This is a genomic window from Streptomyces sp. NPDC037389 (genome assembly GCF_040636475.1).
Lineage (GTDB): Bacteria > Actinomycetota > Actinomycetes > Streptomycetales > Streptomycetaceae > Streptomyces > Streptomyces hesseae.
In genome coordinates this window covers 131506-152980 of sequence record NZ_JBEZUS010000013.1, presented here as the reverse complement: position 1 = coordinate 152980, position 21475 = coordinate 131506, and the positions used below count along the sequence as shown (strand labels likewise).

At 68.4% G+C, this 21475-nt stretch carries 17 protein-coding genes; 6 read left to right on the top strand and 11 right to left on the bottom strand.

Annotated features, from left to right (window positions below; all coding sequences use genetic code 11):
- The first annotated feature begins 29 nt into the window (after window positions 1–29).
- Genes AB0E98_RS26750 through AB0E98_RS26740 form a run of 3 tightly spaced genes read left to right on the top strand, consistent with a single transcriptional unit; the run spans window position 30 to window position 2913 of the window.
- On the top strand, window positions 30–1961 hold the full coding sequence (locus AB0E98_RS26750) for a CHAT domain-containing protein (protein WP_361707246.1): 1932 nt from the start codon (window positions 30–32) through the stop codon (window positions 1959–1961).
- Window positions 1962–1978: 17 nt separating this feature from the next.
- On the top strand, window positions 1979–2299 hold the full coding sequence (locus AB0E98_RS26745) for a hypothetical protein (protein WP_361707243.1): 321 nt from the start codon (window positions 1979–1981) through the stop codon (window positions 2297–2299).
- Complete coding sequence (locus AB0E98_RS26740) at window positions 2296–2913, top strand: hypothetical protein (RefSeq protein WP_361707241.1); 618 nt, start codon at window positions 2296–2298, stop codon at window positions 2911–2913. Before AB0E98_RS26745 ends, AB0E98_RS26740 begins: the two co-directional genes overlap by 4 nt.
- A 9-nt stretch (window positions 2914–2922) precedes the next feature.
- Here the strand turns inward: AB0E98_RS26740 and AB0E98_RS26735 are convergent, their stop codons facing one another.
- The 4 genes from AB0E98_RS26735 to AB0E98_RS26720 all read right to left on the bottom strand — a co-directional run bounded on the left by AB0E98_RS26735 (window position 2923) and on the right by AB0E98_RS26720 (window position 8895).
- Window positions 2923–3453, bottom strand: coding sequence for a hypothetical protein (locus tag AB0E98_RS26735; RefSeq protein WP_361707238.1), 531 nt, complete (start codon window positions 3451–3453; stop codon window positions 2923–2925).
- Between the two features lie 5 nt (window positions 3454–3458).
- Complete coding sequence (locus tag AB0E98_RS26730; protein ID WP_361707236.1) at window positions 3459–4202, bottom strand: hypothetical protein; 744 nt, start codon at window positions 4200–4202, stop codon at window positions 3459–3461.
- 739 nt (window positions 4203–4941) lie between these two features.
- Window positions 4942–5706, bottom strand: coding sequence for a hypothetical protein (locus tag AB0E98_RS26725; protein WP_361707235.1), 765 nt, complete (start codon window positions 5704–5706; stop codon window positions 4942–4944).
- Between the two features lie 954 nt (window positions 5707–6660).
- A complete protein-coding gene (locus tag AB0E98_RS26720) occupies window positions 6661–8895 on the bottom strand; it encodes a DUF4185 domain-containing protein (RefSeq protein ID WP_361707232.1) in 2235 nt (744 codons plus the stop codon).
- Window positions 8896–9169: 274 nt separating this feature from the next.
- On the opposite strand from AB0E98_RS26720, the gene AB0E98_RS26715 reads away from it, so the two are divergent.
- Entirely contained in the window at window positions 9170–11974 is a 2805-nt protein-coding gene (locus tag AB0E98_RS26715; protein ID WP_361707229.1) for an AbfB domain-containing protein, read from the top strand.
- A gap of 466 nt (window positions 11975–12440) precedes the next feature.
- Here the strand turns inward: AB0E98_RS26715 and AB0E98_RS26710 are convergent, their stop codons facing one another.
- The 4 genes from AB0E98_RS26710 to AB0E98_RS26695 form a co-directional block, all read right to left on the bottom strand.
- Window positions 12441–13580 (bottom strand): hypothetical protein, encoded by a 1140-nt coding sequence (locus AB0E98_RS26710; protein ID WP_361707227.1) that lies wholly within the window; start codon window positions 13578–13580, stop codon window positions 12441–12443.
- Between the two features lie 318 nt (window positions 13581–13898).
- Window positions 13899–14732, bottom strand: coding sequence for a lysyl oxidase family protein (locus AB0E98_RS26705; protein ID WP_361707224.1), 834 nt, complete (start codon window positions 14730–14732; stop codon window positions 13899–13901).
- A gap of 163 nt (window positions 14733–14895) precedes the next feature.
- Window positions 14896–16269: a Fic family protein gene (locus tag AB0E98_RS26700; RefSeq protein WP_361707222.1), complete on the bottom strand. Its 1374-nt coding sequence runs from the start codon at window positions 16267–16269 to the stop codon at window positions 14896–14898.
- A gap of 173 nt (window positions 16270–16442) precedes the next feature.
- Window positions 16443–16850 carry a hypothetical protein gene (locus AB0E98_RS26695; RefSeq protein WP_361707220.1) on the bottom strand — a complete coding sequence of 136 codons (408 nt, stop codon included), beginning with the start codon at window positions 16848–16850 and terminating at the stop codon, window positions 16443–16445.
- Between the two features lie 384 nt (window positions 16851–17234).
- Between AB0E98_RS26695 and AB0E98_RS26690 the strand changes: the two genes are divergently transcribed.
- Window positions 17235–17564, top strand: a complete 330-nt coding sequence (locus tag AB0E98_RS26690; protein WP_361707219.1) for a hypothetical protein — start codon at window positions 17235–17237, stop codon at window positions 17562–17564.
- Window positions 17565–17636: 72 nt separating this feature from the next.
- On the opposite strand, the gene AB0E98_RS26685 is transcribed toward AB0E98_RS26690, so the two are convergent.
- The gene (locus tag AB0E98_RS26685) at window positions 17637–17975 is read right to left on the bottom strand and encodes a hypothetical protein (protein ID WP_361707217.1); all 339 of its coding nucleotides are present in this window, start codon (window positions 17973–17975) and stop codon (window positions 17637–17639) included.
- Between the two features lie 173 nt (window positions 17976–18148).
- Here AB0E98_RS26685 and AB0E98_RS26680 point away from each other — a divergent pair, with 173 nt between their 5' ends.
- Window positions 18149–18535, top strand: coding sequence for a hypothetical protein (locus AB0E98_RS26680; RefSeq protein WP_361707215.1), 387 nt, complete (start codon window positions 18149–18151; stop codon window positions 18533–18535).
- Between the two features lie 202 nt (window positions 18536–18737).
- On the opposite strand, the gene AB0E98_RS26675 is transcribed toward AB0E98_RS26680, so the two are convergent.
- Together AB0E98_RS26675 and AB0E98_RS26670 are read right to left on the bottom strand one after the other, a co-directional pair.
- Window positions 18738–20036, bottom strand: coding sequence for a DUF4241 domain-containing protein (locus tag AB0E98_RS26675; RefSeq protein WP_361707213.1), 1299 nt, complete (start codon window positions 20034–20036; stop codon window positions 18738–18740).
- A gap of 155 nt (window positions 20037–20191) precedes the next feature.
- Window positions 20192–20665 (bottom strand): hypothetical protein, encoded by a 474-nt coding sequence (locus AB0E98_RS26670; protein WP_361707211.1) that lies wholly within the window; start codon window positions 20663–20665, stop codon window positions 20192–20194.
- Between the last annotated feature and the right edge of the window lie 810 nt (window positions 20666–21475).

Sequence of the window (21475 nt, the reverse complement as noted above, 5' to 3'; positions counted from 1 at the left end):
GGGCAGGGAACAAGGTGCCCTGCCCCGTGATGGCCGGTGGGCATACCCGCGGATCGATACCGGCGGCCGCAGGCGCCGGGGCCAGGGCGGGATCGGCGTGGCCGCGGGAGCAGCGCGGGAGCCGTCCGCCCGATCCGGACCATGACGACACCACGGCCGCCCGGGCACTGTCGGAAGCCGCCGACGCCTCGTGGCAGGGCGACCCCCGGCGGGCGAACATCCTGCAGACCGTCGCCGGCTTCCACCAGCGACGGGGCGACCGGCGGCAACGGCAGGAGTACCTTCGACTGGCCGCCGGTGACGCCGTCGCGCCGCCCCACGTCCGCCTGAGGGTGGCCTGTGAGTGGGCCGACGCCGAGGCCGAAGCAGGGGACTTCGCCGCCGCCGCCGACGCGTACGCGATCGCGCTCGGACAGCTGGTCCGGGTGACGTGGCGCGCACGGAACCGGGTGCACCAAGAGGAGCAACTGGTCCACCGGTCGGGCCTGGCCCGTGACGCCGCCGCCTGCGCGATCGCCGCGGGACACCCCGGGCGCGCCGTCGAACTGCTGGAACAGGGCCGATCGGTGCTCTGGGCCGGGACGCTGGACCTGCGGGCCGACCTGACCCGGCTGGCCGAGGCGGCACCGGCGCTCCGGGCCGGGCTCGAGCGCGTCCGCAGCGCCCTCGACGACCCGCGGCCCCTGGAAGTCGACCGGCACATGCAACTGGCCCAGGAGTGGGACGAACTGATCGACGAGGTCCGCCGGCTGGAGGGCTTCGAGGACTTCCTGCGCCCGCTGCCGGAGGGCCGGCTCCTCGAAACCGCCGCCGGCGGCCCAGTCGTGATCGTCAATGTCAGCCGGTGGCGGTGCGACGCGTTGATCGTCCGGCCCGACGGGGTAACGGCGACGCCGCTGCCCGGCCTGACCGCCCAGGAGGCCGCCGACCGGACCGACGACCACCTCCGCACCCTGCAGTCCGCCGAGCGTGCGGACGAGGACCTCAAAGCGGCCTGGGCGCGGGCGCGCTCGACCCGGGCGATGCCGGACCGGCAGGCCGCGCAGCAGGCGGAGCGGGCGCTGCGGACGGCGCGCGCGGCCGCCGAGGAGTCCCTGACCGGCCTGCTCGGATGGCTCTGGGACGTGGTCGCCGAGCCGGTGCTCACAGCCCTCGGCACCGACGGGCCCCCCGCGCCGGGCGACCCGTGGCCGCGCCTGTGGTGGTGCCCCACCGGGCCATTGACGCTTCTGCCGCTGCACGCTGCCGGGTACCACGACGATCCGCTCCGCACCGTCATGGACCGGACGCAGTCGTCCTACACGCCCAGTCTGCGCGCACTGTCCCATGCCCGGACCCCGTCGGATCCGGCCGCCACGGGCGGGGACCGGAGGATGCTGATGGTGGCGCTGGCCGACGCCCCCGGCCAGGAACCGCTCGCGGGCGTCGCGGACGAGCTGGCGATGATGGAACGCGTCCTCGCCCCGGACCGCACGACCGTCCTGGCCGGACCGGCGGCGAGCAGGGACGCGGTACGGCAGGAGCTGCACCGGCACCGGTGCGTCCACTTCAGCTGCCACGGCGACCAGATGCTCGACGACCCGTCCCACGGCGGACTGGCCCTGTACGACGGCGTGCTGACGATCGCGGATGTCGGCGGGCAGCGCTGCCCGGCGGACTTCGCGGGCCTGTCGGCGTGCAAGACCGCCGTCGGCGGCACGGAGCTGGCCGACGAGGCGATCACCCTGGCCGCGGCCCTGCACCACGTCGGGTGCCGGCACGTCGTCGGCGCCCTGTGGTCCGTCTACGACAGCCCCGGTACCGCCGAACTGTTCGAGGACCTCTACCGGGGGATGGCCCGCGACGGATTCCTCGACCCCGGCCTCAGCTCCCCCGCCCTGCACCACGCCGTCCGCACGCTCCGCGAAGCCAACCGTTCCCGGCCGACCGTGTGGACTCCGTTCGTCCACATCGGACCCTGATGCGAGAAGGACAGCAGATGCAACCGTACGAGGAAGTCACCGATGTCGCCTACGGTGAGCGCGTGGCCGCGGCCTTCGCGGTCCGCCCGGCCCGGCCCGGCACGATGGTCCTGACCGGGGCCTGTCCCCGGTGCGACCACACCATGGAATTCCTGATCACGGATCAGGTCGTCAAGCGGTCTCACCACGTGCCGGCTCCGGCTCCGGCTCCGGCTCCGGCCGCGACGGTACCGGAGGACGAGCCCATGATGTGCACCTGCGAGGCGGAGCACGAGCACCGCCCGGCCGGCTTCGTGGGCTGCGGCGCCTACTGGAACATCAAGGTCCTGCCGGCATGACCCGGCTCGCCGCCGGCGGACCGGCGTCCCCGAAGGACCGCCGCACCGCCGAGATCACCCACCGACTCCTGCGCGACGAACTCGCCCGCGTCCGTGCGTCCGCCCTGGCGTGGCGCAACGGGCTCGGCGGGCTCCTCGCCGGCCTGCTCGGCTTCGGGCTCGTCCGCGGCCGTGCTAACGTCGCCGAACTCGCCTCGCCGTGGCACATCGTGGTCGGGGCCGCGCTGCTCGCGGCCCTGCTCGTCGGCACCGTCGGCGCCCTGCAACTGCTCAGGGCCGCGAACGGTCGCCCGACCGTCCTGCACCGCCGCGAGTTCGACACCGGCACGGCCCTGGACCATGCCGAGGCCCTCGCCACCGCCCTTCGCGCCGGTACCGTGCTCACCCTCGCCTGCGCCGCGTTGCTGGTCACCGCCGTGGGCATCACCTGGTACGGCCCCGGCCGGAACGGACCGGCACTCCAGGTCACCACGCCCACCGGCACTCTCTGCGGCACCCACATCGGGACCGACTCGGGGACGCTGACGCTCCAGACCGACAGCGGGAAGGTTCAGGTCGATCTGCGCTCGGCGACCGGGATCCGAGCCGTGGGGCAGTGCGCTGCCGGCAGCTGATCCGCCGACTCAATACGAGCCACTGACCTCGGCCGACGAGGGGGCGGCGGGACGGTGATCACTTACCGCCGCCGCCATGTCGACGAGCTGGAACGCCTGCATGCCGTCCATGGGGGTGCCATCGGGATTCAGCCCGAAGGCGGCCGCGAGAACGATGGGGAGATCGGCCTCAGAGGCAGTGGTGCGCAGCTCCGCGAGGACGCCGGGAAAGTCGGCGTCATCGATGGCGCCCAGGTACTCCTGGCGCAGGCGGTGGATGACCTCGACCAGCTCGGGCCGCAGCCGCATCCAGGCGCGGGACGTCCGGATCTCATCCGCAACCTGGTCCATGAACCAGCGCATGACCTCGTACGGGATGTCCAGGTGCCGTCCTTGGGGATCGAAGCACACTATCGGCTCGCGCCCCGGGTCCTCGTCGGGGACGACCGCGGTCACGAGCGTCCGTTGTTCGCGGAGGAGATCCAGTTCCAGATACCAGGCGTCGTCGGGCACGGAGTACATCGCGGTGATCGCGTAATCGCGGCTGGGGTGCGTGACCATCGTTCTCAGGCCTTCGGGTCGATCGGCGGTGTGGTGCGGACTTCGGCGTCTGGCGCCAGCCGCAGGCCAGCCGTGACGAGGAAATCCGTGAGTTCGATCTGGCCGCCGTCGGTTCCGTCGTCCCAGCTGGTCCAGAGCCTCGACTCACCGCCGTCCCAGGTGTCGACGTCCTCGCTCGGATGCTGCTCGACAGTTCCCTCACCGTGCCGGTACCGCAGGTACAGGTACTGACCCGTGGTCGTCCAGGCATCCCACTGCGACGGGCAGCTCCCGGAGGTCTGCATCACCCGCGCGAGGGTCACATCCTCGTGCAGGTGGGCCTCGACAGCGCCTAGATGCTGGTCGTGGGCGATGAGGAGGCCGTCCACGAGACCGAGCAGGCGGATGCTGCTGCTGGGAAACTGGAGCGTGAGGCCGGCTGTGAAGCCGACGTGGCCGTCGTTGTAGTCGATCTGCCGAACCGAGCGGATCGTCTGTCCGACGAACCGGGTCACCGGAACATCCGGAGAATCGTCGATCACGGAGACGCTTCCGTGCTCCTCCATCGCGTACGGTCCGTGCGGCTGGTCGGCTCGCAGAGACAAGCCGGTCGAGGGCGTGTGGAACAGCACCGGGCCCAGACTCTCCAGGTGAAGCCACAGGTGTACCAGCGACGGATCGTCGTCAGCGTAGTGATGCCAAGCTGTGGTCACTTTCAGCAGTCGCCTTCCGATCAGGTCGGCGGCGAACAGCTCCTCATCGTCGATCACCTGCCGATGCTCGCATGGCCTCACCAAGAGGACACGCGAATTCCTGACCGGCTGCTCTCGCCTGGCTCGGCCCCGCCGACTCGGCCGGCGACCACGGACGAGTGAAGCCAGCCGATATCCCTTGCGCCACACACGTCGCGATTACTACGGTGCCGACTCATAGCCTCTGAGCTGCGAAGACTCCGTCGTGAGTCCGCCTCAGGATCGGCGACCTCCCAAGAACTGGATAGGTGTCATGGGCGCGCCCGCTGTGGCCTGGTGGCCACGTCGCGGTCCGCCGCCGTCCGCAGCACCGCCCGCCCGGAAGCTGTGTCCGGCTCCGTAAATACGGCTGGGGACCGGGTGCCCGGGCTCACCGTCCTCTGGGCGGGCTTCGGTGTCGGCATGCTGCGGCGTGGCCCGTGGCGGACTTCGGCACCGCACGTATCGCATGAACTATCCGCTTGGCCAGGACCGACCCGGTTAGCTTCACCTGAGACAGTCGCGCATTAGTTGCCGCCGCCTGAGCGGGCGGCGGCCGGTCCGAAGGTCTCGGCGGGGCGGGCGGCCAGGGCTTGGCCCTCGATGACGGCGACCAGGTCTTCCCACAGGTTGGGCCGCACCCACCCGAGATCGTCCCGGATGACGCGTCTGTCATTGGCGGGCCGGCGGGCGGTAGAGGAGCGTGTCGGTCTATTGGCCGGTGCTGATGTTCAAGGTGAACTCGGGGCGCCGGCCTTCGAGGGCGACACCGGCGCGTTCAGCGAACGCGAACGAGACAGAGCGTATGGCCCATCGCGTTGTACTCGGGGCGGGCGATGTACGGGATCTCCGGGCCGTCCGGCTTGCACGTCTCGCCCTGGCCGGTGAGTTCCTGCGACACACGGTACTGACCGGGGGTCGAACCGCAGACGACCACTTTGAGATCCTGACGGGGCCAGTCGGCGCTATTGCTGACACAGTCGCCGACGGACAGCTGGTCCGGCTCCGAGTCGCCGGCCAGCAGGCCGATAAGGATCAGCAGCGGCACGGCCAGGAGGACCAGGGCGACCGGGACAGTGACCAGCAGAGCCGCCGGACGCAGGAGCACCCGCTTCCCGGGGTCCAGCGCCGGTCGCCAGCCCACAGAGGGCGGACCGAGGCGACGGAACGCACGACGTGGTCCCAGCACATTGGCGAGAACAGTGAATGGGGTGATCGCCATGGAGAGCGGGCCCCACCACCCTTGCGAGAGAGTGTCGGCGGTCATCTGGCGGTGCAGCGCCGTTCCGCACAGACGGCAGAACGTTCCCGACCGCTTCAGGAAGCGCATGAGGACGACCATCCCCTGATGCCCCCGCACCGTGGCCCGGACAGCCGGCATACCACCGCATATCTCGCACTGCGGCGCCACGCCGAAGGGCGGATACTGCCCCCATGCCGGGGCTGCCGGGTAGACGCCGGCCTGCGGGTATGACTGCCCGTAGGGCTGGCCGGCGTACGGGGGCGGCGGGTTGACCATGAAACATCCCTTGGCGATCGGCAACACTGCCTGTGCACCCTAACCGCGACGGTGGCGACGACTGCACCAAGGACAGCCCCTCCGGAGGGCAGTTACTGACTTCGGCGCTTCGAGGTGATTGACGGTGGGAGGTCGAGGGAGAATCCGGTCCCGGCGAGAAAGCCGTCAAGGACGTCGGGGCGGTACTACAGCCGTTTGAGTCTGTTGCGCACGAGCACGGCGAGGTAACCGTCGGCCTGTTTCTTGGCCTCGCGCTGACAGGCCAGGGCGTCCTCGAGCCGCTTGGCGGTGAAGGCACAGGCCACCAGCTCCAGCGGCCGGCCCGCAGGCGGCGGCGTAGCCGCGCCAGTGCGGCTGTTCGGAGTCGAGCTCGCTGTAGTCGCCGAGTGCCACTCGCATGTACACGGCGATGCCGGCTGCCGCGTTGAGCGTGGCGCGGTAGAAGCGTTGGACGGCCTGGGGCACGTGGTATCGCTGGCACGGTCCGCACACGGGGGATCGGTTGCCGTCCGCGCGAATCGCCCAGATGTGCACGCGCCGGTTGTGGTCAATGAGCGCATCGCAGAACAGACAGCGAAAGCGCGGTTCTTCTTCCTCCACGTAAGCGATGTCGAACAGGACGAGCACGGGTCCTCCGTGACGCGGTGTGTTATCTGGGGTCCGAGTGAAGAGCCAGGCGTGTTGACTGAACCAAAATCGGCGTTTATGTGATGGGGCTATTTGGATTTCCCCACCCCCTGCTTAGGCATGGGGTAGACCTGCTCTGTTGATCTCCCCACCCTTTGGGTGATCTTGTTCGGTCCGTTCACGTGATCTTGTCCGGCGTGTCGAGATGACCTGGGTGTCGTGGAGAGCCTGATTGAGCCATGAGTTCGACCTGGTCGGGACCTGAATGCTCACGCTGCAGGAAGACGCGGACGCTCTCCTGGTTGGGGCGTTCGCGCGTTCGGGCCGGTGGCGCCGTGGCGCGGTACGACTTCAGCCGATCCGAAACCGGGAGCGCATGTGCTGCACTTGGTACGGACGGCTGGTGGACATCAGGTAGTGCAGCGTCACCGAGTCGTCCTCCGGGTGCCACTCGGTGAGCGGTTCAAGGATGAATGCCCCGTAGGCCCAGCCCGTGCTCCCGGCGAGGTAGCTGGGGTCCCGCTGATCGAGGTCGTCCATGTCCGGCCAGTGCATGAAGGTGCCGAAGGCGCCGTCCCGGCACGGGTCGAAGACGGTGATCTCCGCGGACCACGGTCCGGTAGGCGCCGGTGCCGTGCGCGCCACGACCGCGCCGGTCGGACGGTTTTCCTGTTCGATCGGGCGGGCCTTGGAGTAGAGCACGACCCAGCGTCCGGCATCGGGGACGTAGGCGGCTGAGACTGAGGTGTAGCCGTCCGGCACGTACCACAGCGGCTGGGCACTGGCCTCATCCCCGGGCGACGACCAGCCCGCTGCGCCCCGGTGGTAGCGGATGTCGGCGGTCCGGAGAGTGCTGCCCGGCGTCAGCGGCATCCACGCGAGGTGCACCGCCGACCGGCGCCCGCCCGGGTCGCCGCCGCCGAACAGCACCACCCCGCGCCCGGATGCACTGGGCAGGCCCGGCACCTCGGTGTTGTCCACCACATGGGGGGACACCTGCCAGAACTTGAACTCGCTCCAGCGGAAGACCTGGTCGTACGGCTGCCCGCTGCCCGGATCGGCAGACCGGGCCAGGTAGGAAACCGGGACCGGCCAATCCACGTGGTCCGGTCGGTCGAAGACCAGGACGAACACGTAGGCGAAGGTGCCGTCGCTGAATGCCCCGGTGGGCGTCTGGTTCCTCTGCGGCACGAGCAGGGACCCGTCCGGCCTACGGATGGTGAAGGGGGCAAAGTATCGGCCGGAGCGGACGAGGTCCAGGGTGATCCCGTTCCTCGAGAGGTTGCTGATGCGGGCGACGGCGTCGGCGTCCGGGACCGGGCCGTCGGGGCGCCCCAGGGCCGGTACGTCGCCGAGGAACACGTAGTGGTTGTCGCGGTGGGTCGTGTTCGCGCCGAGGTCTACGCCGCGCACGCCGGCCGCGAGGAAGTCGGATGTGCCGGTAACCTGGGCGAGGCGCTGGGTGTTGGCGGCAGGGGAGAAGGCGGTCCCGGAGCGGGGACCGAGCGGGACGAGGCAGGGCGCCCACGCCTTGTTCTGGCTCTTCCACAGCACTCGGGAGAACCAGGTGCCGTCCCCGAGGAACGCCTCAAGCTGGTCGTTGACGGGGTAGAACGCACTGGTCAAGGGGGTGCCCGCGACGACGGCACCGGTGTCTGTGAGTGGGTGGGGCTGCGGCGCCCACGGGCGGTTGTGGGCCTTCCACAGCACCCAGATGCGGCCGTCCCCGTCCACCACGTGCACTTCGAGTTGGTCGTTCGGCGGGTAGTGGACGGCGGTGACAGGCGCGCCCGGCGGGGCGAAGCCGTTGCCCGTCAGCCGGGTGGGCCCATTCCATCCCCCGGTGCCGTGCTTCCACAGCACGGTCAGCGCGCCGAACCGGTCGACGGCGAAGACCTCCAGCTGCTCGGCCAGCGGGTAGTAGGTCGCGGCGAGCCGTGCGCCCGGGGTGAAGATGCCGGTGGCTCCGGCGAGGGCGTAGGGCGGCTGCCAGATGTTCTGGACATGCGGCGCCTTCCACAACCCGTTCACGGCTCCGTTGTCCCCGACGACGAACACTTCGAGGTTGTCGCCCGGCGGGCAGTGGACGGCCGCTAGGGGCGAGCCGGGGGGCGCCAGCCCGGCCGCGCCGGCCAGCAAGTACGGGTGTTGCCAGTGGTTCTGCACGTCCGGGGACTTCCAGATGCCATACACCCCCCGGTCGGTGCCGACCCCGAACACCTCAAGCGTCTTCACCGGCGGGTAGTGGACGGCGGCGGAGTGGGCGCTGGCCGGGGTTGGGAAGTCGGTCGCGATCACAGACGGCCCCTGCCAGTGGTCCTGGACGTGCGGCGCCTTCCAGAGCACGTGCACCCGCCCCTGCCCGAGGCTGAAGACCTCCAGGGAGCTGCCGGGTGGGTAGTGGGCCCCGGACAGGGGGGTGCCCGGCTGTGCGAAGGACACCGGTGTCAACGGGTAAGGCGGCTGCCATGGGCCGTTGTTCGTCTTCCAGGACACCTTGATCGCACCGTCGTCGTCAACCGCGAAGACTTCCAACTGTTTGGTAGCCGGGTAGTTGAGGGCCAGCGGGTACAGCGGCTGGTTCATAACATGAGCGTGGCACGACCGAGGAAGGGTCACAAATCCCACTGACCTCAGCCGGGTGCCCCGATTGCCCCGGTTGCGTGTCACCCATTCGGCCGCGATCCTGGTGTGGAGGTCCTGGGAAATGGATGGCCCAGCGGTTGACGCGCGCCGATCCGCCGACGGGTCGCAGGGACCTGCGTCCTCGCGGCGGAGTTTAGGGCCGGATGCCTTCCGGAGATCAGGGTGAGATGTTCCGCAAGGAGCCCGGGAACCATCTGCACCGGAGGTTTGTCCCATGGCACCCACGGCCAATCTCTTCGTCAGCGCCGGTCGCACCACGACCCAGGTCAATCCAACTCAGTTCGGTCACATCCTTGAGGACATCAGCCACTCCGTCGAAGGAGGGCTCTGCGCCAATGTGGTGCGCAACGGCACGATGAAGGAGGACGACAGCACCCCTCCGGCGCACTGGTCCCTCGTTACGTCGGGCGGCAGCACGGGGGCGATCTCCACCGACACGGCGTCTCCCCTGAATGCGGCCAACCGCAGCTCGCTACGGCTGGACATCGGCATGAACGGCGCGGGACAGCGGGTCGGCGCCGCCAATTCCGGCTTTGGCGGCATCGGCGTCAGGCCGAACACCAGCCACTCCGTGGCATTCTGGACCCGGGCCACCCCCGGCTTCACCGGCACACTGACCGTCACCTTGGAAAGCGATACGGGAACGGTCCTCGCGGCGGCTGATGCGGGAAATCCGACCACGTCATGGCGCAAGATCACCAGGACGCTGACCACCGGCGCTTCCGTGCCCTCCTCCAACGCGAACCGGTTCGTGATAGCGGCGAACGCGCATGGCAACGGCCAGTCGGTCTGGTTCACCGTCGTGCAGTGCACGATAAAAGGCACCAACGGCATCCGAGAGGACCTGGCGCGACTGCTGGCCGATACGGGCCCCGGGTTCTTCCGGATTCCGGGCGGAAACTACTTGGAGGGCAATACGCTCCCAACCCGGTTCGCCTGGAAGAACACCGTCGGCCCCGTCGAGAACAGGCCGGGACATCAGAACGACGCCTGGGGTTATTGGTCGACCGATCAGTTCGGGCTGCTCGACTACTTGCAGCTGGCCGAACATGCTGGCGCCGAGCCCCTGCTGGCCGTCTTCGCTGGGTACACCCTCAACGGCACCGCCGTCGCACAGCGTGCCCTAGAGCCCTACATCAAGGAGGCGCTCGACGAGATCGAGTACGCCATTGGCGGTACCGATACCACTTGGGGCGCGCAGCGCGCCGCTCACGGCCACCCCGCCCCCTTCCCGGTGCGGTACGTCGAAATCGGCAACGAGGATATTTTCGACCAGAGCGGAAGCTACGACCGCTACCGCTTCCCAGCCTTCTACGACCGCATCAAGGCCCGCTACCCACACCTGCGGATCGTCGCTACCGCCCCGGTGACCTCACGCCCGGCGGACGTCCTCGACGAGCACTTCTACGACGCCGACCACGCCCAGTTCGCCCTGCTGGCCGACCGCTACGCCCCCGTCGACCGCAACGGCCCTCAGATCCTGATCGGAGAGTACGGCGTGCTGGACACGAGCCCCGTCAACCCGACCGGCACGCTCGGGGGCGCCTTGGCCGAAGCTGCCTTCCTCACCGGCACCGTACGCAACGCCGACCTCGTCATCGGCGCCGCCTACGCGCCCGCGCTGGCCTCCCTGGGTATGCGGAACTGGCCGGCGAACATGATCGGGTTCGATCCCGCCTCGTCCTACTGCTCGCCGTCCTACTACGTGCTGAAACTGTTCGGCGAGTCGGCCGGAGACCACGTCGTTCCCTCCAGCCTGAACGGCGCGGACGACTCCGTACGGCACGTCGCCACGCGCACCGCCGACGGCACCGTGTTCATCACGGTGGTCAACCCCACGCCCGCGTCGGTGCCGGCGCACATCGTCGTCACCGGCACGGCCGGCGTCGCCGCGACCGCGAAGGCCACGACCCTGACTGGCGCCCCAGCTGCCCGCAACACGATCGACGCGCCCAGAACGGTTGTCCCCCTAACTGACATCATCACGGCCGGCCCGACGTTTGACCACACCTTCCCGGCCAGCTCCCTGGTGGTGCTGCAGCTCTCCACGACCGGGCCGGCCGTCCCCGCGCTGCCCGGATCCCGAACGGTCTCGCTGCGGGCGACCACCCCTGGTTTTACTGGTCACTCCTTGCGTCACCAGAGCTGGCTGGGGTTCATCTCGCCGGTGACGGCGTCCTCCAGCAACCTCGACAAGAGGGACGCCACGTTCAGGGTGGTCGAGGGGTTGGCCGACGATGCGGCCTACTCGTTCGAATCGCTCAACTATCCCGGGCACTACCTGCGACACTCCCTGTTCCGCGTACGCCTTGACCCGTGGCTAGACACCAGCCTCTTCGCCGCCGACGCGACATTCCACGCCGTCGACGGCAACAACGGCGAGGGCATATCACTCCGCTCGCACAACTACTCCGACCGTTTCTTGCGCCACTACGGCGGAGAGGTCTGGATCGCGAGCATGGGCGGGCCCAACCCCTACGACAACCCGGCTAACTGGCCCGCCGACACCACCTGGCGCCTCACCTCACCCTGGTGGCGCAGCGAAGTCGACATCGCGTCCGGCTACCACTCGCTGCGGGCCACCACCTCCGGCTTCACCGGTCACTCCTTGCGTCACCAGAGCTGGCTGGGATTCATCTCGCCGGTGACGGCGTCCTCCAGCGACCTCGACCGGAAGGACGCGACGTTCAATGTCGTTACGGGGCTGGCAGACGGCTCCTGCTACTCGTTCGAGTCGCGCAACTATCCCGGGTACTACCTGCGGCACTCCCAGTTCCGCGTGCGCCTGGACAAGTGGGTAGACAGCAGTCTCTTCGCCGCCGACGCGACCTTCTGCGCCCTGCGCGGCAACTACGGGCCGGGTGTGTCGTTCCGCTCGTACAACTACCCCACCCGTTTCCTGCGCCACTACGCCGGAGAGATCTGGATCGCGAGCAAGGGCGGGCCCAACCCCTACGACAACCCGGCCATCTGGCCCGCCGACACCACCTGGCAGGTGATCGACCCCTGGGCCCCGTAGGCGGGCGGTGCGAGGGCCCGCCGCGTGGCAACCTGTCTCGCCACGGGTCCGACGTGGACGGCATCGGAAGCTGCTCGATGCGCCACCAGTACAGTTCGGGGCTGGCGATGAATACCACGCCGGGGAACGCTGAGGGCTGGTCGCGCTCTTCGCTCCCCACATTCCCCACATGCCTCAGGGCATAACGAACTGGGGCGAAGAGTACACCTGGCCATTTTCGAGGATTCCCATCATATGCAGGTCAGATTTCCTTCTGCTACCTTCCGGGTATGGAGCGAGGGGGAGCCCCGAACGGGATCTGAAGCGCCTTGTCGTGCCCGAGGCCACGGTGCCCCCTTCGCCGGATCTGCATCCCCCGCCGATACGGATCACCCCGATCCTGGCACCGCGAGGAAGCGGCCCTCGCTTCAGCCGGCGCAGTCATCGCCCCGGAACTACAGCGCTGGTGGGCTGACTGGACGGTGCTTCAGTCTTGGGTGCCCAGTACCGGCCAAAACCACCAGGTCCAGGCTCTCACGACGGCACCCAGGCCCAGGACGATGACGATTGCCAGCCACGCAGGAAAGCCGAGGGCGCCGTAGCCGAGAAGCGCGATCCCTGAGGCCGTGAGAACGGTGGCTGTGGTGAAGAGATAGCTCCACACCCGCATCATGTTCTGATATAGCACCCAGGCTGCGGAACTGGGCGGTCGCGCCACGCGCCAGCTGCGATGACGCGAGCGCACTCCTCCTGCGCCGCGTTGCTCGCTCCAGAAGCGCTCGGGCATCAGGAGTGAGTCGTATGCATAGAGCGTCGCGAAGTAGAGGACGGCGGCGAGAAGGAGCACCACAGCGGCAGCCTGAACGCTCCAGCTCCGGCTTCCGAGAGCCTTGAGCTGGTCCTGTTTGAGCAGGACGCCGAAGATCACGGTGAGGCCGAAGGTCAGGGCGCCGCTCAGGAGCTTGGCGATGTCCATCTTACGCTGGATCTTCTCCCGGACCTGGTCTGCGGCCTTGCTGTCGTCGTAGCTGATGGTCCACTGCAGCTCAGCGCGGGAGCCGTCCTCGAACGCGATGCACACCACGTCGGCGCGGCCGAGCGGAATGGGAGGCCGTCGTGCCCTGAGTGGCCGCCGACGGTTGAGGACTTCATCGGCGAGCAGGCTCAGCTGTGGTTGATGACCGACCACCAGGACGGAACGACCCTCGCTGATCTCTTTGCACAGATCCTGGAGGAGAGGCCACGTCCCAGGCGGCGGGGGAGAACCCGTGAGTTCGGTCTTTGGCTCCATGGATGGCCGACCACTGGGCGAAGCCCACAGGATTCGCCACAGGCGGTGCAGCGTCTCGCCCGCTTCCGGGGAGCTCGCGCACCAAACCTTGGCGGGGAGGCCCGCTACGTCCTGTTTCAGCTGCTCCCGCAGCCGCTCGGCAACCAGGTCGATCGGGTACTCGTACCCACCCCCCGCCGTTTCGACGGAAGTGAGTCTCCCGTGCCGGTGCTGTCCGTGCCTGCAGAGGAGGATGTACGACGCGCCGCGCTGCAGTGCGTTGCGGCCGTCCCTTCTCGACCGGGTCAAGGGCACCCCCGAAGAACAATGGAGCAGGGTCGACGACGAATCCGTCATGTTCTTCGCATTATGGACTTGACTACTGAGTTCGAACTCGCACTGTCGCCCTCACGGCTTCGCGTGTCTTTGCCGCCGGGCAAGGATGGCGTCGTGCACTGTCGCGGACGCCACCGCGCCATAGTTCAGAGAAGGCATGTGAGGCAAGTGCCCCGTTGGCGTTCGTGCCTGACGAATATCAACGGGTTGTTCAGACAAGTTGGTCACGTACGGATTGCCGGGCCATCGCCCTCCTTCCGAACCGAAGGAAGTCGGGGACCTCGGTTCGGCCGCACCGAGGTTGAGGTGCTTCCGAAACGCGTCGGGGTGCGGGCTCGTTCAGCTCAATTCGTCGAAGACCCGTTGGAACGCGTCTGCCGGGATACCCGTCCGTGCCTCCCACGGGCAGCCCGGGCTCTGTTCCCAGAAAGCGGCATACCGGCCCTGACCGTCCGAGCCGTAACCACTGATGTCCACCAGTCGGAGTGCGCTGTCGAGTACGGTCACCGTGTCGCCTACGATCCGCAGGCGGGTGTAGGTCGTGTTGTCGACGAAGGTGTCCTCGGGGATCAGCCGCTGCGCGTTGGTCGTCGAGCGCAGGAGGTAATCGCCGTCCGGCACCCCATCGAGGACGATGAACTGGCACGACAGTTTCTTTTCGTAGAGATCTGCCCACCCTGCGGATACGCCCTGGTTCCGGTTGCAGTCGGTGAACTGCTGTTGAGCTGGTCCCCACGGGCTGAGGTGTTCGATGTCCACCAAGCAGAACGCCTGCTTGTATCCGTGGGTCACCTCATTTCCGTTCAGATCCAGCAGCCTGAACTCGTTGAAGTTCTTGAGATGCCAATGACCGTGCGAGGCAGACTCCACGAACCAGTCGGGATGCGGCCCATCAGGGCCAGGCGCACCCACAACCAGGTCGGAGTCCCCTACGTTGTGGGAGAGGAAGTCGAAGCGCAGCAGCCGGTGCACACCCGCTTCGATGCAGCCGTCCTCGATACTGTGTTCATCTGCACCTCGCTTACTCGCGACGGTTTGCGGCGCAGGTTGGTGCCCGGCGGCCTGCGACGCGCGGTAGCACCCACTTGGCTCGCTCCATTGCTGCTGACCTTGGCTTGGATGGCCACCCGTCGGCCGTGGCCTGGAGACCTGTGTCAGTCCCAGCCCGGCCATCCGTACGGGCCGCCATGCCGACGAGCGTGGCCGCCCTGCGGACGCCAGCGGTGCCCTGGCATGAGTGTGTGCTGAGGCTGACCAGTTCCTGTGGCTGGCTCCTCGTCGGCACCGCTCCCGCCCCACAAATTGGCTGACGGAGTGGTGCTCGCGACCAGGCTGATCAGCTCGGTACGGGGCCGGGGGCGTTGCGCTGGGTCTCGGTGAGGTGGATGTCGATGTACCGGGCGAGGATCAGTGGGTCTTGTGGGTTGTCGGCCTGGAAGGTGATGCGGCGGAGCAGGCCGACGTTGTGGAGTGTGATGCCTTCGCGGGCGAGGATGAAGAGCAGGGTGAGGAAGGCGGACCGGGCGTTGCCGTCGTCGAAGGGGTGGAAGAAGCAGACGTCTAGGCAGGCGCGGGCGGCACGGGCGGTCAGTGGCAGGGGTGACCGGTGGTCGTTGGTGCTCTCGGCCAGGCAGGCGTTGAGGCGGGTGGCGGTGTCCGGGCCGATGCCGTAGCGTTCCCGGCCGCCCTTGGCGAAGGCTGGCAGGCTGCGGAACGGTGACGGTTGCGGGGTGTCCAGGACGTGCTGCTGCCAGCTGCGGAGCAGTTCGAAGTCAAGCGGGAGACCGCGCGCTGCGTCGGCCCGCATCACCTCCAGGGCGGCGAGCAGGCCTTCAGCACGGGCCGGGTCCACGGCGCCGTCGAAGGCGCGGATGTCTTCGGCTGCGCCGTCGCGTGACGAGGTCACCGGTGTGTCCGCTGCGGTGTCCGGGGCCTGGTGCCATGGCACGGTCTCGCGCATCGTGAGCCAGCGCTCGAGGTGGTCCGGTGCCGGCTCGTCGGAGCGCGGGCCGTCGTGGGGTCGCAGCGACAGCGCGAGCCGTTCGGCGATGTCGTCGACCAGTACTGTGTCGGGGCTGGTCCAGCTGTGGAATCGTCCGCCGATCGCCTCATCCACGAGACTCTCTGCGGCATCCGGTGCGACTCCCCAGTGGTCGAGGAACCAGGTGAGCACCTGGTGGCAGTGGCCGTGCCAGCCGCTGCCGCAGCCGGTGCGGTCGACGACCTGCAGGATCAGGTTCCGTGCGGCGCGCTCCCACAGGATCCGCTGGCCCTCGATGTCGGCGGGCTCCAGCAGGTACGCCTCGAACCACCCGGCAAGGTTCTCCAGCCACTCGCGCCACTCGCGCAGCGCCGCGACGACACGGTCGAGGGTCTCCTCCCGGGTGGTGATCGAGTCCCGGGGGCAGCACCAGGTCCCGACCGGGCCCCCGTCGAAGTCACCTTCGTCGTGCGCCCAGCGCCAGCCCACGGCCCAACGGCCGTAGTGCTCGGTCAGCGCGTGCGACATGGCGTCGGCCCAGAGCGCGCCCTGGCCATGGCTCCAGGCACTCATCGCCGGGTCGGTGACGGAGATGTCGGGGCGGTTCGGAACATGCCGGGCCGGGCCGAGCGAGTGCACCACCTGCGCTGCCGACGCGCTGTCGAACGGATGACGGGCAGGGTCCACCTCGCCCCAGCTCAGGGAGTAAGGAGCGAACTCAACGATCATTGCATCAGCCTGCCACGCCCACCCGATGTCCGTTCAAGTGGATTTGGGTGTGGATTCTTCGAAGGCAGGAGGCGGATGTACGGGGTGATGTAACTGGTGCCGGGCGGGATCGGCTAGGGCCGTTCCTGCTGGTGGGTCTCAGCCCTGGGTGCCTTCTGCTCGGTTCCGAGCGGTCAGCGGTAGCCGGCATCGTGCAGTTTGCTCAGTGCCGTGTGGTCGTTGGCCACCAGTACCTGTGCCAGCCGGGCTGCCGCGGATATGACGGCAGGCCAGCCCGGCGAGTCCAGATAGACCTCGTCCTCGGCGTCAGCACCGGCAGAGTCCTGTACTGCGCCGTAGGCGGCGCCCAGACTCGCCATCAGCTCGGCTTCTTCCTCAGTGCGAAGGCTTTGCCCGAGCCAGCGCGAGGGATTGTCCGCCTCGCAGAAGTCGTCGAAGAGCACGTGCACCACGTGGTCGAGGTTCTCGGACTGATCCGGGTCGAGCCACACCTCTCGTTGCCAGGTCGGGCTGGCCAGCGCCACGACCGCGGGTACGACGTGGAGACGGTAGTAAGGCAGGGCAATGCCGTAGTCGATCACGAGCCGAGGGTACTCACCCCATGGTCGTCCAGACCGCTGGGTTCCGCCTCCGGATCTTCTGCGGGCAAGTTGTTGAGCTGGGAGAACAGAGGCCGGGGTGTGCGCGGCTTCGCCAGAGCCCGGTGCCTCGTCTGTGTCGTGCTGATCACGTACCGGAACCGTCGTCGGCAGGCGGCGCGTCCGGACGAATTGGATCAATCAGCTCAAGATCGGAATCTTGTGACGTCACAGGACCACACCCCTGCCCGTCGGCCTACTCGCCCGCAATGGCCCCGCTGGCCTCCCCCGCAGCCCCAGAGGCGCTCGCGGTGGCTGGTCCCGCTCGTGGCCACGCTGGGAGGCCTAGCCATTGGTGGGGGCATGTTCTGTCTCTTCGTGTTCTCCATGTTCATACCTCACGCGGCACCGTGCTCCGAGGTCATGAAATTCGCCGGCGGCCACATGCCCCAACAGGCCACCGACAAGAAGTGCGTCAACGAGGGCGCGTGGCTGGGCCGTACGTACTCGGCCGAGTTCACGATGCCACGCGAGAACGTGGTCGCCAGGCTCGAGGAGGCTTTCCCCGGAGCCGGTCAGGGCGACTGCGGGCCCATCTGCCTGGTGCGCTACGAGGAGGAAAGGCGGCGCACCGGCCAGGCATCGGTCTTGGAACTGGACGTTCGCTACGAGGGCCAGGACTCAGCCCGGGTCAAGCTGAAGGCATACAACACATAGGGCCGATGCCTGAGATTCCCGGCCTGTGCCCACCCGCCTGGGATCGTGCCGGGACGGGTGGCCCGATCGCGTTCAGCTGACGATCAGGGCCGCGACGGCAACGTGGGCGAGGAGCTGCACGACCAGGAGCCCGCCCCGTGCTGCTCGCATCCACCGCCATTGCCCCGACCCGCCGGCCGCCAGGGCCCCGCACACAGCGGACACGAGGAACGCCGCGTACGTCCACTCGTCCGGCACCGTTGAGCAGCTCTCGCCGTTGGTGATGCAGCGGCCGCCGTGATCCGAGGCCAGGTAGAGGAGCCCGCTGACGAGCATGGTCGGGAGCAGCAGGATCAGGGCGAAGCTCGCGCTCTGCTGCCGCTTGCGGTCCTGGAGGATGCTCTCGTCCACGGACATGTCGGTTCGGCTCATGGACACCATCGAACGCTGTCTCCCCGGTGCGGCGGATCGGCGGTTGTACTCAAGCCGGCCTGAGTATCTTGCCTCGGGCCCGCCCAAAGGGGCGACGCGAGCATGCGTGTGGGTATCGGCCAGGGCCTCGGCCAGAGCACGGGTCAAAGGCAGTCGCGGTTAGGCTCGTGTGCATGCTGGCCGAGGACACAGCACTGGCTGTCAAGCACTGGCGAGACTGCACGGACGTGTACGACTTCCTTGAGCAGGTCCGCCTGCGGCCCGGCATGTGGCTGCACGGCGGATCGCTTCACCACTTGCAGGCCATCCTCATCGGCTACCAGGTCGCCGCCACCGTGCACTCCGTCGATGACCCCTGCGACTTCTGGCATGGCGGAGGCTTCAGCCAGTGGCTCGGGAACCACTTCGACGGCACCAGTCCGCTTGGCTGGGCCTCCGACATCGAGCGCAACACCCCTGAGGGCTCCACCCCTGTCCAGGAGTTCTTCCGGCTCCTGGACGCCTATCGCCAGGACACGGCAGCAGAGGTTACCGTCGGCGGTCTCCCCGAAGAACCCTGACGATCTGTGGGGTCATTGATCGCTGCCTGTCATGGAGCTGTCGAGGGCCTGCTGCGGGCGGCCTCGACGGCTTCGCAGTACACCCGGCTCTCCACCCTCGAACAGGCACAGACCGGTTGTCTCCCGCGCCCGCGCCTCGTCGGGGGCAGCTCCCCGCGCGGCGGTACGGGACGCAGGGTCCCGGGACTCCGCGGAGGTCACGTCAGACACTGGCGGTGGTTCCGCTCTCCGGGAGCAGTTCGAGCATCCCGTCCACCAGTACGACGACCCCGACCACTTCGCCGACCTCGGAACGGCCGACCCAGACGGGATAGGTGCCGTCCCCCGTCGTCGCGAAGGCCGCCAGCTCGCCGCCAGTGGCCTGGTCCCGGGTCCGCAGCAGGTATATGGAGTCGCTGATGTCCTCGTACGTGTTGGGGTCCAGGTCCGGGTCTTGCTGGATCAGGCCTTTTTCGAAGAGGCTGAGGAGCGGTTTCCAGGCTCCGGCGTCGGCGAAGCAGCCTGTGGCGCCCTCGGTGTGGAAGCCGAAGATGCCGTTCTCCAGGAGCAGGCGGGGGTCGTCGTCGGGCCGTCGGGCCATTTCCCAGGTCGCGGCGGGGCTGTCGCTGACGAGTACGCGGACGGCCGTGGTGTCCGTACGTGTGACCTCGCTCCCCTCCCACTCGCAGTGGTACGTGTGGCGGGCTTGAGCCTCCTGCAGCACGTACTCCCCCGGCGGAACGGGAACCATGATGTGCGGCCCGTCGCCGTCGTCCCAGTCCGGGCCGGAGACGGCCAGCAGCCCGCTGGGCACGCGCAGGGCTCCGATCCGGCGCGGTTCCACAACCGTCATCTCGGGGTGATACCCGTCGGTCACGCGCACCCCGGGCCGGAACAGCTCACTGATCGGGCCGGGCCGTGCGGGGCGGGGCGGGCACCAGCAGGTGGCGGGCGCGAGCTTGCTGCCGTCGTCGGCCGCCGCGGCCGCCTCGGTGATCTCGAAGGCAGGCCGCTCCGTGAGCCCGTGGAGCTGGGCCGAGAGCAGCGGCCACTCCCCGAAGACCGGCCGGTCCATCCAGCGCTCGTCATCACGCACGGAGGGCATGGTGCCGTGCAAGCGCCCGTTCTTGCCGTCGGGCTCCTCTGTCCGCCGACCTCTCCCGTCCGGAAGGAGTTCCATGGTGATGCGCGGGCATGCCTCGTCGAATTCCGCCATCTCCGGACTGGTGTAGTTCCAGACCGCGGTGTACCGGCGCAGGAGCCGCTTCGGGTCGTCCAGCAGCCGCATGTCCAGCTCGAAGGTGCGGCGGCCCTGGGCGTCGTAGGCCCGCACCCCGACGTAGTGGTCCTGCCAGGAGACGAGCCGGACCTCCAGCGGAGCCTCCCGGCCCTCGACCTGGTACACCACCACGTACGGAAGCCCGGCGGCATCCCGCTCACGGGCCTCCCCCACGGATATCGGCCGCCAGGGCACGCGGGCCTCCAGGTCCCACGCCTGCGCGTACCCCAGCTCGACCACCATCGCCGCTCCCCGTTCCCGCTCACGTATGTGCCGAGCTGCAACGTACCCGCCGCCTGTGACAACGGCCCTACCAGGCCGGGAGCGGGCCACCCTCGCCAGGTGGTCTTCCTTAAGACAGATCTGGCGTCCGACGTCATGGGAGTGGGCCGCGCTGGTCAGCTGAGGTTCTCCCGCACCCAGCGGGCCATGCCGCCGAGCCTGGCCGCCGCCACGTCGATGTCGCCGGTCCGGACGCACTGACCGGCCTCGAAGTCGTAGCCTTCGAGGCCGCTCTCCTCCACGAGCATCCGGGCGATCCGGTACGCCTCCGTCATGATCGGCAGCGCTTCTCGCCCCGGGTATCGGTAAGGGATCTCGATACCGGCCGAGTCCCCCGCGTAGTCCAACTGCAGATGACCGGCAGGCCCGTCCCGCCACAAGGTCAGACTGTAGGGGTACTCCTCGGTGGTGACCTCGCCGATCTCCCGCGATATCCGCCGTACGAGCCTGTCCCAAACGGCACGCTGGTCACCGGTCACGCTCATGGGCTTGGGGTCGGCATCCAGGTCATAGGCAGAGTTGATCTCCTCCAGGGTCTCATCGAAGGTACGGCCCGGAAGAACCCTCAGGAACTGGATGTCGTAGGTCACCGCCCGCAGCCTACGCACCCACGCCCGACATGTTGGACGCCGCGACGGGACAGGTACGGCCTGCGGGAACACCATGACAACGGGGCCGGAGGCATACGGCCTGTCCGCCGAGGACTGGTTCGGTGGCGGCCTGGCGACTACGGGATCGGGAGCAAGGCTCTTGCAGCGGTACGGGACGCGGATGCCTGGGCCCGATGAATGTGGCTGAAGGGGATTTCACGGTTGGCCGGGGTCGTATTCATGAGGTCGCGGTGCAGCAGGCGGATCATCTGGTCCAGGCGCAGGTTGATGTGCCGACTGCGACCGAGATCCATGGATGGCGAAGGAGCGCGATAGGTGGCGGATCTTGATGCGCGATCGACGGCCAACTGTGATTGGTCGAGATAGCTGTCACCTGGTCGAGCTGTCTGTCACCTGGCGCGACAGGGTGGCAGCGGCCTGGAGGGTGGTGCCTGTCCTGTCGCACGCACGGCAGATGGCGGATTCTCACGCGGACTCATCCGTGTTGTCGGATTCGCAGTGCCTCGCGTGCCGGGCATGGTCTTTGCCTCGTTCGGGTGGTTCGGTCTCACGCCGTAGGCTGCGTTCTCATCGTTCCTGTCACGGTCATTTGCAGCAGGTACGCGAGGGCCGGAGGGGCCGATGGACATGTTCGACGGAGTCCGACGGCGGTAGCGAACCGGACGTGGCTCGCCCGGACGATGAACCGACCGCGGCTCCCGCCGCTGACGGCCGGCCGGCCGCGGGGGGGCGAGTTCCCTAGGTCGGCCGTGGTCACCCGGCGGATGGGCGGCCGCCCCAGCAGCGCGG

Coding starts and splice junctions, on each gene's coding strand:
- AB0E98_RS26750 (WP_361707246.1), top strand. CDS start 30: ATGGCCGGTGGGCATACCCGCGGATCGATACCGGCGGCCGCAGGCGCC.
- AB0E98_RS26745 (WP_361707243.1), top strand. CDS start 1,979: ATGCAACCGTACGAGGAAGTCACCGATGTCGCCTACGGTGAGCGCGTG.
- AB0E98_RS26740 (WP_361707241.1), top strand. CDS start 2,296: ATGACCCGGCTCGCCGCCGGCGGACCGGCGTCCCCGAAGGACCGCCGC.
- AB0E98_RS26735 (WP_361707238.1), bottom strand. CDS start 3,453: ATGGTCACGCACCCCAGCCGCGATTACGCGATCACCGCGATGTACTCC.
- AB0E98_RS26720 (WP_361707232.1), bottom strand. CDS start 8,895: ATGAACCAGCCGCTGTACCCGCTGGCCCTCAACTACCCGGCTACCAAA.
- AB0E98_RS26715 (WP_361707229.1), top strand. CDS start 9,170: ATGGCACCCACGGCCAATCTCTTCGTCAGCGCCGGTCGCACCACGACC.
- AB0E98_RS26710 (WP_361707227.1), bottom strand. CDS start 13,580: ATGACGGATTCGTCGTCGACCCTGCTCCATTGTTCTTCGGGGGTGCCC.
- AB0E98_RS26705 (WP_361707224.1), bottom strand. CDS start 14,732: ATGGCCGGGCTGGGACTGACACAGGTCTCCAGGCCACGGCCGACGGGT.
- AB0E98_RS26700 (WP_361707222.1), bottom strand. CDS start 16,269: ATGATCGTTGAGTTCGCTCCTTACTCCCTGAGCTGGGGCGAGGTGGAC.
- AB0E98_RS26690 (WP_361707219.1), top strand. CDS start 17,235: ATGTTCATACCTCACGCGGCACCGTGCTCCGAGGTCATGAAATTCGCC.
- AB0E98_RS26685 (WP_361707217.1), bottom strand. CDS start 17,975: ATGAGCCGAACCGACATGTCCGTGGACGAGAGCATCCTCCAGGACCGC.
- AB0E98_RS26680 (WP_361707215.1), top strand. CDS start 18,149: ATGCTGGCCGAGGACACAGCACTGGCTGTCAAGCACTGGCGAGACTGC.
- AB0E98_RS26675 (WP_361707213.1), bottom strand. CDS start 20,036: ATGGTGGTCGAGCTGGGGTACGCGCAGGCGTGGGACCTGGAGGCCCGC.